This window comes from Brevundimonas bullata (assembly GCF_014207965.1).
Classification (GTDB): domain Bacteria; phylum Pseudomonadota; class Alphaproteobacteria; order Caulobacterales; family Caulobacteraceae; genus Brevundimonas; species Brevundimonas bullata_A.
Window position 1 is genome coordinate 164,927 of sequence record NZ_JACHLM010000004.1, and the last position, 12,889, is coordinate 177,815.

Sequence of the window (12,889 nt, forward strand, 5' to 3'; positions counted from 1 at the left end):
TGAAAGAGGCTTAAGCCCATGCTGCAAGAGCGACGCCTGAATAGTAGAGGCGAACAATATGTGGTCGGCCCGACGGGCACGCCGCTGACCCTGCGGGATCTCCCGCCGGCGGAAACGAACCGCTGGGTGATCCGCCGCAAGGCCGAAGTGGTCGCCGCCGTTCGCGGCGGTCTGATCAGCCTGGAAGACGCCCTGACGAAGTATCGTCTGACGGCCGAGGAATTCATCGCTTGGCAACAGGCGATCGACAAATGGGGCATGCAAGGCCTGCGCACCACGCGCATCCAGAGCTACCGGGATTGATGACATCCCTTTGGGGGCCTACCGCGCTTCGCGCTACTTGAGGCCCCGAGATCACAAGGCCGCTTCTGGAAACAGAGGCGGCCTTTGTCGTTTTAACGCTCCGCCTCGAAATCGAACGCGAGGCCCTCTATATGGCGGCGATGACCCTGGTTGACGACACCTGCCCCATCCCGACCATCGCCCCCATGTCCGGCGCCGCCGACATGGACGCCGCGATCGAGAGCGCGCGACAGGCCGTCGGCCTGCCGGTCGGCGCGCGCGTGGTCGCAGCCATGTCGGGCGGGGTGGACTCCACCGTCGTCGCCGCCCTGCTGGCCAAGGCGGGCTATGACGTGGTCGGCGTCACGCTCCAGCTCTACGACCACGGCGCCGCCCTGAAGAAGAAGGGCGCCTGCTGCGCCGGTCAGGACATCCACGACGCCCGTCTGGCCGCCGAACTGATCGGCATCCCCCACTACGTCCTGGACTACGAAAGCCGCTTCAAGGACGCCGTGATCGACCAGTTCGCGGACTCCTATCTGAAAGGTCAGACCCCGGTCCCCTGCATTCGCTGCAACCAGACGGTCAAGTTCCGCGACCTGCTGGACGTGGCCCGCGACCTGGGCGCCGAGGCCATGGCCACCGGCCACTACGTCCGCCGCGCCGCCGTCGGCAATCGCTCGCAGATGAGGAAGGCCGTCGATCATTCGCGCGACCAGTCCTACTTCCTGTTCGCCACGACCCAAGATCAGCTCGACTATCTGCGCTTCCCCCTGGCCGATCTGGAAAAGCCCCAGGTGCGCGGCGTCGCCGCCGCTCTGGGCCTGCGCATCGCCGCCAAGCCGGACAGTCAGGACATCTGCTTCGTGCCGTCGGGCGACTATCGCACCCTGATCGACCGCCTGCGTCCGCAAGGCCGCGAAGCCGGTCAGATCGTCCACATGGACGGTCGCATCCTCGGTAAGCACGGCGGCATCACCGACTACACCATCGGCCAGCGCCGGGGTCTGAACGTCGCCGTGGGCGAGCCCCTGTTCGTGACCAAACTCGACCCCGACAACCGCCGCGTCATCGTCGGCCCGCGCGAGGCCCTGCTGACCGCCAGCCTGATCCTGGAAGAAACCAACTGGCTGGGCGATCAGGCCACGATCGAGGAAGCCGCCCGCGACGGCGCCCCCGTCCTTGCCCGCGTCCGCTCGACCCGCCAGCCCTCGCCGGCTCGCCTCAGCATGGACGATGGCGACCGCATTTCCGTCGTCTTCGATCAAGGCGAGGAAGGCGTCGCCCCCGGCCAAGCCTGCGCCCTCTACGATCCGGCCGATCCCGACCGCGTTCTGGGCGGCGGCTTCATTCAGAGCACCACCGCTGTCGTCTGATCAGCCTATCGACGGGCTCGCGCTGGGCCTTCGCCTTGGCCTGCCCGCCGACATGCTCTATCTGCGCGACGCCTTCCCGCGAGAGCGCTGGACCGGGGCCTTGCCCGAAACCGCCGCCTTCTGGCTCCAGATGCACGCCGGCTTCCGCGCCCAGCAGGTTCAGATGGCCGACGCCGCGACGCGCTGGCGCTCCGGCCAACTGGACCCGCGCGGCCTTCACGCCGCCCTGATCCCGACGCTGCAGGCCTTCCTCCAGCATCTGGACGGCCACCACCGCGTCGAGAGCGGGCACTATTTCCCGCAGTTCCGCCTGATCGAGCCGCGCATCCAGACCGGCCTCGACCTGCTCGACCGCGACCACGACGCCATCCACGCCCATCTGGACGCCCTCTACCATTCCGCCGTCGCCTTTCATCGGGGGGTCGCCGGTCAATCCTCCGACGCCCCCGACCACGCTCACCGCCTGGCCGACACGCTGGACCGCGCCGCCCCCAGCCTGACCCGCCACCTCGACGACGAGGAAGACATCGTCATCCCCCTGTTGGCGTTAAAGGGAGCGTCCGCAGCCTGACCTCGCAGAACGTCGCTCATTAAAAATTTCGACAGACCGCATCCAGCAGCCCATGGTGAAGCCTCACAAGGTCATCACCCGCTCCACGAGGCTCAGAATGCGCTCCTTCGCCTGCATGGTTTCCGCCCTGACGCTCGTCGCCGCCGTCCCTGCCCTCGCCGTCGCTGAACCGGCAGCGCCCGCGCCGGCGTCTTCGACCGCCGCCACGCCCTACACCGCCGCCCAGTTCTTCGAGACGACCAGCTTCGCGATGGCCAACCCGGACGGTCTGGCCTTTTCCGAAGGGCGCAGCCACGTCCTGATCTCGTCGGACAAGACCGGCGTGTTCAACGCCTACGCCCTGCCCGTCGCGGGCGGCGATCCCGTGCCGCTGACCGCCTCGACCGCCAACGCCACCTTTGCCCAGAGTTACTTCCCCGACGGCCGCCGCGTCCTGGTGGCGGCAGACCAGGGCGGCAACGAGCTGACCCACATCTATGTGCGCGAGACCGATGGGACGCTGCGCGACCTGACGCCGGGCGATAAGCTCAAGGCGGGCTTCGTCGGCTTCAGCGACGACGGCCAGACCTTCTGGCTGACCAGCAACGAGCGCGACGCCGAGGTCTTCGACCTCTACGCCTATGACGCCGGCACCTATGAGCGGAAGCTGATCTTCCAGAACCCCGGCATGGATCTGGCGGCGGTGTCCGGCGACGGGCGGCTGGTCGCCTTGACCAAGTCCCACACCAGCGCCAACTCCGACATCTATCTGGCCGACCTTCAGGCGGGCGGCGAACCCTATCTGATCTCGCAACACACCGGCGACGTCGCCTATGAAGTCAACGATTTCGGCCCCTTCAACGCGACCCTGATCTACACCAGCAATCAGGACGGCGAGTTCAGTCAGGCCTACGCCTATGACATCGCCAACAAGGCCCACAACCGCACCACCCAGGCCGACTGGGACGTCATGTATGTCGCCTTCTCGCCCAACGGCCGATACCGCGTCACAGCGGTCAACGCCGACGCCTCGACCGCGCTGACCATCGAGGATTCTCAGACCCGCGCGCCCGTGCGCCTGACCGGCCTGCCCGAGGGCGACATCACCGGCGTTCGCTTCGATCCCGGCGCCGGTCTGGCCGCCTTCACCGTGGTGTCCGACACCTCGCCCGCCGACGTCTTCGTCGCCGACCTGTCGACCGGACAGGCGCGCCGCCTGACCTCGGCCTTGAACCCGGCGATCCGGGAAAGCGATCTGGTCGAGGCGACCATCGTCCGCTATCCGGGCGAAGGCGGGGTCATGGTCCCGGCGGTTCTCTATCGGCCCAAGGGCGCCTCGGCGGCCAACCCGGCCCCAGCGGTCGTCCTGGTCCACGGCGGACCGGGCGGTCAGACGCGGCGCGGCTATTCGGCCATGGTCCAGCACCTGGTCAATCACGGCTATGCGGTGCTGGGGGCCAACAACCGGGGCTCGTCCGGCTACGGCAAGACCTTCTTCCACATGGACGACAAGAGGCACGGCGAGGCCGACCTGCGCGACATCGTCGCCGGCGGCGACTGGCTGCGGGCCCAGGACTGGGTGGCCGATGATCAGGTCGCGGTCATGGGCGGCTCCTACGGCGGCTACATCACCGCCGCGGCTCTGGCCTTCCACCCCGAGAAGTTCGAGGCCGGCATCGACATCTTCGGCGTGACCAACTGGGTGCGGACCCTGCAATCCATCCCCGCCTGGTGGGGGGCGCAGCGCGTGGCCTTGTATGACGAGATGGGCGACCCGGCGGTCGACGCCGAGCGCCACCGCGCCATCTCGCCTCTGTTCCACGCCGACAAGATCCGCCGCCCCCTGCTGGTGGTGCAAGGCGCCAACGACCCGCGCGTGCTTCAGGTCGAGAGTGACGAACTGGTCGAGAAGGTCCGCGCCAACAATGTGCCGGTCGAATACGTCGTCTTCCCCGACGAAGGCCACGGCTTCCAGCGCCGCGCCAACCGCATCACCGCCCAGGAAGCCTATCTGACCTTCCTGAACCGCTACGTGCGCAAGGCGGAGTGACCGGGTCGGCGGTTCCGCGGCGAGGCGGAACCGCCTTCTCCCGGCTCACGGCCTCTTGCCGTCCTTCAGATCGGGCATGCGGTCGACCAGGGGCCGCGCCTGAAGGGACTGGATGGCCCGTTTGATCCCGTCGAACACCGGGCCGGCGTCCTGCTCCATTTCGGCGTAGGCCCGCTCGAACGCGCCATCCAGGCTGTCGAGCAGGGCCAGTTGTTCGCGCCCCCTGTCCGTAATCGCGATCAGGACCGCGCGCTGATCCTCGGGATTCGGCTGGCGCGTCACCAGCTCCAGCTTCACCAGCCTGGGAATCTTCTGCTGGATCAACTGGTGCGAACGGTCCAGCGCCCGCCCGAGGTCGGCGACCGAAACCGGACCCAGCGCCGAGATCGCAACCATCAGGGACGACGACTTGACCGGAATGATCAGACCGGCCCGCGCGAACACCTCGGCCGACTGCTGCTCGATCAGGTCGCTCAACTGCTCGCTGAGACGCCCCAGGAACGTGCGGTTCAACTCGATCATTCGCCCGACAGCTCCTCAATCCAGTCGACGATAGACGCTCGTCTCGCCAGACTTCTCAACACGCTCCAGCCCCGTCACGGCGCCGTTCGCGCGCACCAGCCGGAAGCGGTAGTCATCGGACCCCTGAACTGCAAACAGATCCTTGCCGATCGGGTCCAGCGCCAGAACGAAGCGACCGCGCCAGTGATAGGCCAGGCCGGTCGGGGTGCGGACCAGGGTTCGCCCCTCATAGGCGCCGGACGCCTCGTCCAGGTCCTTGGCGCTCGGGGTCTGGCCGGCGATGGCGAACTCTACCGGAGCCAGGGCCCATGCGGCGTCCGCGTCGCCGGCGGTCGCCCGGCTCTGCAACAGGAACTTCTGCGCCGCCAGTAGCGCGCCCGAGGCCGGCACGACCAGATCAGGCGTCACGCCGACGCCCTCGAAATCCTGTCCCTTGATCGGATCGCGGATCTGGCCGATCGGGACCTGCAGCATGAAGCGATCATCGACCGGCACCCGCGTGACCGGATGAGCGCCGCCGGCGGTCTGCTCGCCGATCACGGTCGCCCGACCCAGCCGCTGCAGCGAGAAGGCCATCCACTCGGCCGCCGAGAAGGACGTCGATCCGGTCAGAACCACGACGGGCACATCGCCCGACCGCTGACCCGGCACGGCGGCCAGGCTCCATTGCCCCCGCGCCACCCGCTTGCCGTCCTCGTTGTAGTTGTAGTCGAAGAACTCCTGTTCCTTGCCGGCCGGGTAGAGGTAGCTCATCAGCAGTTGCGCCATCTCCAGCACGCCGCCGTTGTTGTAGCGAAGGTCGAAGATGATCCCCTTGGCGCCTTCAGTGAACCGCATGGCCCCCACCGCCGTGTCCTGGGCGTACTGCGGGTCGGCGAAGAAGTCGAAACGGATGTAAGCCAGCCCCCCCTCCAGCCGCCGCGCGTCACGAAAGCCGAAGTTGGCCGCCCGTTCGACGTCGCGTCGCGCCTGGGTCGTCGCGTCGCCGCTGGCCTTGGCCTGACGGTTGGCGACGACCTCATCCGGGTCGAAGACCACCGTGAAATGCAGGTCATCGCTCGCCTTGACCAGACCCTGGGACAGGCTGCCCGCGAACTGGTCGGCGTCGATCGGCGTAGCCTGAACCCGCCGATCCAGCTCGGCCGAGATGGCGGGGATCCGATCCTGGAAGACGTAGTTTCTTTGCAGCGCCGCCTCCAGGCGAGCAACGACCTCTCGCTGCGTCCGCTGATCCAGACTCTTGGCGTCCGCCCCCTGGGCGAGAGCCGATCCCGGCGCCAGAACGGCGACCGCCACCAGGGAGATGAAGGTCCGAGAAAACATCGCCGCTCCTATTTATACAAGATATTGCGCAATATGTTGTATAAATAGGCGTGTCAAATTCCGCTTGCGGACCAGACGCCAACCTCGCGAAACGACTTGCGGACCTGGACGTTAGCTACGCTCCCAGGCAGAGGCCGTCAGCCGAAGATCAATCTCCCTGCGAGAGCGCCAGACGCAATAAGTAGCGGCGCCGCCCACTTCCCTTTCGCCAGCCACACCGCTGCTAGTGCTGTTAGGAAAATGAGGGCAGCGCCCCAGAGGATCGGCGCACGTTCAGCCGTTGACCACGTCAGCTGGAGACAGGTCGCCCCAATGACTCCAACGACGGCCGCTGCGACCCCAGCCAACACGCGGTGCAGCGCCGGGTTGTCCACCACAGCTTCCAACCTTTCGAACAGTATCAGGGAGAAGGCGAAGGCCGGCAGGAAGATGCCCGCTGTCACCGCCAAGGCTCCGGTCCAACCGCCTGCGACATAGCCGGCGAAAGTACCGAAAATCACCAGTGGCGCGGGCAGCACTCCAGCCAAGGCGACACCGTCGAGAAAGGCGCCGTCGGACAGCCATCCCCGTCCCACGGTATCGGCACGAACGTAGGGAATGGCTGTGTAGGCCCCGCCAAAGGTCAGGAGCCCGCCCTTGAGGCCTGCAACAAACAGATCAAGCGTTCCCGCTTCAGTGATAGGGCCGTTGACCTTGATGGCCGCAGTCATCCCGACTGAGTGCAGGATGACAGATAGCGCAACGGCGACCATACCCACGCCCAAAGCGATCCAGGGTCGTCCGCTGAACCCGTAGATCAGGCCTCCAGCGACGAGCGGTATCCAGAACGGCGCGCCGATAAGGCTGGACGCAAAGCCGAGGCCTGCCAGCAACCACAGCATTCGGTCTTCAAGGACGTGCCGCCCGATCCGCGGCACCGCCCTGATGATGAGCGCCACCACGACGATCTGAACCCCGAGCAGCGCACCGGTCCAGATAGCGCGACCGGCGACCAAGACGTCATAGGCCCATGCCGCCAGCATCATCAGGATAAAGCCGGGCAACATGAACCCGAGGCCCGCTAAAACGCCGCCTATGCGGCCACGCGCCAACATCCCCATGTGTACGCAAAGCTCATGCGCTTCTGGACCGGGAAGCGCCTGCATTACCGCCAGCAAGCGGTTAAACCGTGCGCTGGAAATCCATCGCTCACGCTCAACGAGCTGGTGTCGGATCATGGCGATCTGCGCGACAGGCCCGCCGAATGCCAGGACGCCGAAGTGCAGAAATTTCAGGAACAGGGCGATGAGCGTAAGGCGAGGAGCAATCGCTTCTTCCCGGGCAGCGGCCATCACCTTGCTTCTATCTCCAAGCACGCGCGGCGCTACAGCGGACCGCTCGCCATGTGTCATGGCAGACCATGTGTCAGGCAGACCCTAGAAGGAAGGCCCAAGGTCGTCGTGGGGCGATGTCCGCCAACCCCCCCTTAGCTGACGAAAGCGACGTCCGCTCTTGGGTCAGGATGCGAACCTCCGCTTTCGGCGCCGCAGGCTAGGATCGAATCGACTTTTTGCGGTCATTTGGATGATCATCGTTACGGCTCCCCCCAACGACCTAGTGGTATGCAAGGATAATCCGGGATTGTCCGTCGGCCGCCCTCTGCTCGATACGGGGAAGAAGATGATCATTGCTGCATTTTTGAGTGTCGGCCTCATGGGGCAGGAGGCAGGACCTCCGATCATCACGCCGGTGAACCCTGAGGCCGCCGAAGCCGTCGCCGCATTCGTGGGCTTGGGAAGATACGCCGGCACGTGCGCCGCTCATCTCCCCGCCGGTGCTAAGGCGCGGCTGGACGGCCTCACCTCCGATCAGGCGCCTCCGGGTGTGCCGACTTGGCTCGTTTCGGGTTTTAGGCAGGGGTATGAGCAAGGTCTCGCGGACTCCAGCCGCCCCGATAAAACTGCCGCTGAATGTCGAGACATGGAGCGGGCAGCAAACGCTCGGATGCAGGCCGCCGCAGAACGGCTAAAAGGCCGCCTCTAAGGGGTTGCGGCTCAGTTCCGCCCCCCCTTTAGCTGACGTCCAGATAGTCCGCCTTCAACGCTAGGCCGCCTCGTCCTTCGGCAGGACGTCGCCCACCGTCGGGCGGTTCTCGGCCCAGGTCAGTTCGATGTCGCGGGGTTTGACGATCTCATTGCAGTGGCCGCAGGCGATGCGGGGTTTCAGGTCGTGCCCACAGGTCTTGTGGATCATGGCGATGCCGCTGTCGGCCTCGCCATAGACGTGCTTCTCGCCCCAGGCGTGCAGCGTCACCAGCACCCCGTACAGGTCCTTGCCCTTGGCGGTCAGGACATATTCGTTGCGCGGCGGGCGTTCGGAATAGAGCTGCGGCTCCAGCACGCCATGCTGAACCAGCGACTTCAGCCGCGCCGCCAGGACGTTGCGCGCCACGCCCAGACGCTCCTGCCACTGTTCGAACCGGCGCACGCCGTTGAAGGCGTCGCGGATGACCAGCAGGGTCCACGGGTCGCCGATCACCTCCAGCGTGGCGGCGATCGAGCAGCTCTGGCGGCTATAGTCGGCGGTGCGTCCCATGCAGCGGAAAGTGACCCCGCGTCAGGCTTTTGACAAGTGGGTTGCCAATCGGGACGCAGTTTGTCAGTTTCTTTTAGCAACGAACCGACGACTCCCCGGTCGGGTTCCTGCATTCCTCGACTTGCGGGCGGCGACGCTTCAGTCTCCGCCCGCGCCTCTTTCGCCTGCTGTTGCGTGGACCGATGACCGAAGCCGACCTGCTGCACGACGCCCTGACCCTGACCCCCGATGAGCAAGGGCTCGCCGCCCACCTGTCCGGCGAATTCTCCAACGGTCCCATCGCCGCCCCGCCCGAGGCCGGCTTCCCCTTCGGCGGCCTGCTGGCGGCCCTGTGCGCCGGGGCCATGCGTCAGGGGTTGGAGATCAAGGCCCCCTTACGCAGCCTCACCGTCCAGTATCTGGCCGCCGCCAAATACGGCCAGCCGCTCCATTTCCGCCCCCGCCTGCTGCGCGGCGGCCGCAACGTCGCCTACGCCGTGGTCGAGGGCGGGCAAGGCTCGCGCCTGACCCACCACGCCAGCGCCACCTATGGCGCCGACGGCGACAGCGCCGAGACCCTCAGCCCGCTTTCGGCCCCGCCGCCTTTGCTGGACAGCGACGCCCCCGGCCTCAGCGGCCCCATGGCCCCGCGCTTTTCACAGCACGTCGACTATCGCTTCGACGGCGGCCCCAACATCCTCGGCGGCAACGAGGGCAAGCCCGTGATCGAGCGCGTCTGGATGCGGACCCGCGACGGCGCCCCACTGGACGAACTGCGGCTCTGCTACCTGCTGGACGCCCTCTATCCGCCCGCCTGGACCGCCTTCAAGGCGCCGCCGATGATGACCAGCGTCGATCTGCGCTACGACTTCATCAACGACCCGACGCCCGAGACCGCGCCCGATGGCTGGGCCTTCTTTGAATACCGGCTGCTGGATCACGGCCTGGGCTGGTCGCTGGACGAAGCCGTCGCCTGGGGAGCGGACGGCCGCCCCCTGGCGCTGGCCCGTCAGCGTCGCAAGCTGCTCTAGGGCGGCTGAGCTTGCCAGCAGGCCTCCGGCTCCCCTAATCCCCCGCGAAACGCTTCATACTGGAAACGCCCCCCATGACCGCCGCATCCGATCCCGTCGTCATCGTCTCCTTCGCCCGCACGCCGATGGGCGGCTTCCAGGGCGCGCTGTCCACGGTCAAGGCCACCGACCTGGGCGCCGCCGCGGTCAAGGCCGCCGTCGAGCGCGCCGGCGTCGCCCCTGAAAAGGTCGAGCAAATCTACATGGGCTGCGTCCTGCCCGCCGGTCTGGGCCAGGCCCCGGCGCGTCAGGCCGCCATCGGCGCCGGCCTCGGCAAGCACGTCGAGGCGACGACGGTGAACAAGATGTGCGGCTCGGGGCTTCAGGCCGCCATGATGGCGCACGACGCCCTTCTGGCCGGCACCGCCGAGGTCATCGTCGCCGGCGGCATGGAGTCGATGAGCGGCGCCCCCTATCTGATGAACAAGCACCGCGGCGGCGCCCGCATCGGCCACGACGTCATCGTCGACAGCATGATGATGGACGGTCTGGAAGACGCCTATTCCCCCGGCAAGGCCATGGGCGTCTTCGCCGAGGACTCCGCCGCCCAGTATCAGTTCACGCGTGAACAGATGGACGAATACGCCATCGAAAGCCTCACCCGCGCCAAGGCCGCCATCGCCTCGGGCGCCTTCAAGGCCGAGATCGTTCCGGTCGAGGTCGCCACCCGCAAAGGCCCCGTCACCGTCAGCGAGGACGAGCAGCCCGGCAAGGCCGATCCGGCCAAGATCCCCACCCTGCGCCCCGCCTTCACCAAGGACGGCGGCATCACCGCCGCCAACGCCTCCTCGATCTCGGACGGCGCCGCAGCCCTGGTCATGACGCGCGAAAGCACGGCCAAGGCGCTCGGCCTGCCCATCGTCGCCCGCGTCGTCGCCCACGCCGCCCACGCCCATGAGCCCAGCCTCTTCACCACCGCCCCCGTGCCTGCCATGCAGAAAGCCCTGAAAAAGGCCGGCTGGTCGGTCGAGGACGTGGACCTGTGGGAGGTCAACGAGGCCTTCGCCGTCGTCGCCATGATCGCCCAGCAGGAACTGGGCATCGACCGCGCCAAACTGAACGTCAACGGCGGCGCCACGGCGCTCGGCCACCCCATCGGCGCCTCGGGCGCGCGCATCCTGTCCACCCTGCTGGCGGCGCTTCAGGCGCGCGGCGGCAAGAAGGGCATGGCGTCGCTGTGCATCGGCGGCGGCGAAGCCGTGGCCATGGCCGTGGAACTGCCCTGAAGCTGTGGCGTTCTCCACGGTCACGCTAATCTTGGCCGTGGAGACTATGCCTTTGAAAATCCTCCCCTCCCTCTTCGCCGGCGTCGCCGCACTGACCTTGGCGGCCTGCGCCACCGCTCAGGCGGGAAGCCCGATGACCGACAGCACGCCCAGCGCCCAGACCGCCGACGCCCTGAAGGCCTTCCCCGCCGCCAGCGCGGGTCAGACGCGCCACGTCATCACCCTGCCGGCCCAGGCCGACGAAAGCGCGCTTAAGGTCGAGCTGATCCTGGGCAAGACCCAGACGGTGGACTGCAACCGCCAGTTCTTCGGCGGCCGACTGGAGACCCGCACGGCCGAGGGTTGGGGCTACGACTACTACGTCCTGCCGGCCCTGGGGAACGCCGCGAGCACGATGATGGGCTGCCCCCCCGGCTCGGAACGACAGGCCTTCGTCACCACGCAGGAACAGCCGCTGATCCGCTACAACTCGCGCCTGCCGGTGGTGGTCTACGCCCCGTCGGACGTCGAGGTGCGCTATCGTGTGTGGCGCGCGGGCGAGACCCAGACGGCGCGCTGATCGCCGTCATTGATGGACACCAGACGCGGGCGTCGGTCGTTTTCGACCGGCGCCCGTTTCGTTTCCCGCCCCGCGCATCGCTCCGCCTCGCGCATGAGCGAAGCCAGCGAGGCGCATCCGGCGCTCAGGACGATCATGGGCCGACTCCTGCATTTGCGAACCATTTGCAGGTTTGCGCAGAGTCGGCTGCCGTGCAAGCGTCCGCCGTCATTTTTTGGAGACTCGCCATGCGCGAAGACGGCAAGCTGGACTACCTCGAACTGCCCGCCACCGACATGACGGCGCACAAGGCCTTCTATGCCTCGGCCTTCGGCTGGGTGTTTCAGGACTACGGCCCCGACTACGCGGCCTTTGGCGAGGGCCTGGACGGCGGCTTCACCACCGAGGCCATGACGCCAAAGCCCCTGCCCATCCTCTACGCCCAGGACCTTGAAGCCATGCTGGCGAAGGTGCAGGCGGCAGGTGGCGAAATCACCCACCCGATCTTCGCCTTCCCCGGCGGTCGCCGCTTCCACTTCCGCGACCCGTCCGGCAACGACATGGCCGTCTGGTCGGAATAGACTCGAAGCCTATTTAGGGTCCACCGACTGAGCGATCCGCTCGGCGGCGTCGCGGTCGGCGCCGTCGAGGCTCATCAGCCAGACGTGGATTTCCCGCGGAGCGTCGGGCCGCTGGAACAAATGTTCCATGGCGATCCGGCGCGTCCCCTCCGGCACGATGACCGAGACGCGGCCCGCCGCCGTCACCTGCTCGCCGTCATAGATGGGAAACTGCGACGATGGTCCGGCATAGATCATGGCCAGGGTCTTGGCGCCCTTGCGGACAGACCAGACCTTGGAGTCCGGCGCAGCCCGCCCCTCAAACAGTTGAACCCCGCTGGGCAGCTCGATGCGGAACGGCAGGGCGGCGACTGAGGCGGCGCTAAGCGCGCCCGGCGCCGGCGCCGTCGCTCTGACCGGGGCCGAAACCGCCGAAGGCGCCGGAGCGGGCCGGGCTGGAATAACTGGCGTCGCGGCTACAGGGGCGCGCGCTGGCTCAACTGGAACCGGAGCAGGCGTCGGCGCAGGGCGTGGAACAGGCGCAGACGTCACTCGCGCGGGGGCGGGGACCGCCTGAGCAGGCGCAGGCCTCGGCGTCGGCGCCGCCGTCGGTCGAACAGGCGCAGCAGTCATCGGCGCAGGGCTCAGCATCGGAGCCGGAGCGGCCGGACGCGCGGCAGGCGGCGCTCCGTTCAGCAGCCGGGTCAGTTCCTCGGCGCTCTGCGCGGGGGCCCGAGATTGCGCCTGGGATTGCGCCTGGGCCGCCACGGGCGCCAGGCTCAACAAGACGGAAGCGAGAAGCAGGGTTTTCATGGCGCGACCTTGGCCCCCGCCCCGCC

Annotated in this window: 14 protein-coding genes; 9 read left to right on the top strand and 5 right to left on the bottom strand. The window is 67.3% G+C overall.

Features of this window, described 5'->3' with window-relative positions; genetic code table 11:
- Positions 1–18: 18 nt before the first annotated feature.
- The 4 genes from HNP51_RS12740 (at position 19) to HNP51_RS12755 (ending at position 4,258) form a co-directional block, all read left to right on the top strand.
- Complete coding sequence (locus tag HNP51_RS12740) at positions 19–303, top strand: DUF1153 domain-containing protein (RefSeq protein WP_105563033.1); 285 nt, start codon at positions 19–21, stop codon at positions 301–303.
- Between the two features lie 185 nt (positions 304–488).
- The gene (gene mnmA, locus HNP51_RS12745; RefSeq protein WP_184271553.1) at positions 489–1,658 is read left to right on the top strand and encodes a tRNA 2-thiouridine(34) synthase MnmA; all 1,170 of its coding nucleotides are present in this window, start codon (positions 489–491) and stop codon (positions 1,656–1,658) included.
- Positions 1,659–1,710: 52 nt separating this feature from the next.
- Positions 1,711–2,229: a hemerythrin domain-containing protein gene (locus HNP51_RS12750; RefSeq protein WP_184271028.1), complete on the top strand. Its 519-nt coding sequence runs from the start codon at positions 1,711–1,713 to the stop codon at positions 2,227–2,229.
- A gap of 97 nt (positions 2,230–2,326) precedes the next feature.
- Complete coding sequence (locus HNP51_RS12755; RefSeq protein WP_184271031.1) at positions 2,327–4,258, top strand: S9 family peptidase; 1,932 nt, start codon at positions 2,327–2,329, stop codon at positions 4,256–4,258.
- A 45-nt stretch (positions 4,259–4,303) separates the two neighbouring features.
- Here HNP51_RS12755 and HNP51_RS12760 read toward each other — a convergent pair whose 3' ends face one another.
- The 3 genes from HNP51_RS12760 to chrA all read right to left on the bottom strand — a co-directional run bounded on the left by HNP51_RS12760 (position 4,304) and on the right by chrA (position 7,434).
- Positions 4,304–4,780 (bottom strand): MarR family winged helix-turn-helix transcriptional regulator, encoded by a 477-nt coding sequence (locus HNP51_RS12760; protein WP_184271034.1) that lies wholly within the window; start codon positions 4,778–4,780, stop codon positions 4,304–4,306.
- Positions 4,781–4,795: 15 nt separating this feature from the next.
- Positions 4,796–6,103, bottom strand: coding sequence for a S41 family peptidase (locus tag HNP51_RS12765; protein WP_184271037.1), 1,308 nt, complete (start codon positions 6,101–6,103; stop codon positions 4,796–4,798).
- A 137-nt stretch (positions 6,104–6,240) separates the two neighbouring features.
- Entirely contained in the window at positions 6,241–7,434 is a 1,194-nt protein-coding gene (gene chrA / locus HNP51_RS12770; RefSeq protein ID WP_184271040.1) for a chromate efflux transporter, read from the bottom strand.
- A 232-nt stretch (positions 7,435–7,666) separates the two neighbouring features.
- Here chrA and HNP51_RS12775 point away from each other — a divergent pair, with 232 nt between their 5' ends.
- Positions 7,667–8,125 (top strand): hypothetical protein, encoded by a 459-nt coding sequence (locus HNP51_RS12775; RefSeq protein ID WP_184271043.1) that lies wholly within the window; start codon positions 7,667–7,669, stop codon positions 8,123–8,125.
- Positions 8,126–8,185: 60 nt separating this feature from the next.
- Here HNP51_RS12775 and HNP51_RS12780 read toward each other — a convergent pair whose 3' ends face one another.
- Positions 8,186–8,677 (bottom strand): helix-turn-helix domain-containing protein, encoded by a 492-nt coding sequence (locus tag HNP51_RS12780; protein WP_184271046.1) that lies wholly within the window; start codon positions 8,675–8,677, stop codon positions 8,186–8,188.
- Between the two features lie 182 nt (positions 8,678–8,859).
- On the opposite strand from HNP51_RS12780, the gene HNP51_RS12785 reads away from it, so the two are divergent.
- From HNP51_RS12785 to HNP51_RS12800, 4 genes are all read left to right on the top strand, one after another.
- Positions 8,860–9,687 (top strand): acyl-CoA thioesterase II, encoded by an 828-nt coding sequence (locus tag HNP51_RS12785; protein ID WP_184271049.1) that lies wholly within the window; start codon positions 8,860–8,862, stop codon positions 9,685–9,687.
- 74 nt (positions 9,688–9,761) lie between these two features.
- The gene (locus HNP51_RS12790; protein ID WP_184271052.1) at positions 9,762–10,952 is read left to right on the top strand and encodes an acetyl-CoA C-acyltransferase; all 1,191 of its coding nucleotides are present in this window, start codon (positions 9,762–9,764) and stop codon (positions 10,950–10,952) included.
- A 46-nt stretch (positions 10,953–10,998) separates the two neighbouring features.
- Complete coding sequence (eco, locus tag HNP51_RS12795; RefSeq protein WP_184271055.1) at positions 10,999–11,511, top strand: serine protease inhibitor ecotin; 513 nt, start codon at positions 10,999–11,001, stop codon at positions 11,509–11,511.
- Positions 11,512–11,738: 227 nt separating this feature from the next.
- Positions 11,739–12,071 (top strand): VOC family protein, encoded by a 333-nt coding sequence (locus HNP51_RS12800; protein WP_184271058.1) that lies wholly within the window; start codon positions 11,739–11,741, stop codon positions 12,069–12,071.
- A gap of 9 nt (positions 12,072–12,080) precedes the next feature.
- On the opposite strand, the gene HNP51_RS12805 is transcribed toward HNP51_RS12800, so the two are convergent.
- Complete coding sequence (locus HNP51_RS12805; RefSeq protein WP_184271061.1) at positions 12,081–12,863, bottom strand: hypothetical protein; 783 nt, start codon at positions 12,861–12,863, stop codon at positions 12,081–12,083.
- Positions 12,864–12,889: the final 26 nt, after the last annotated feature.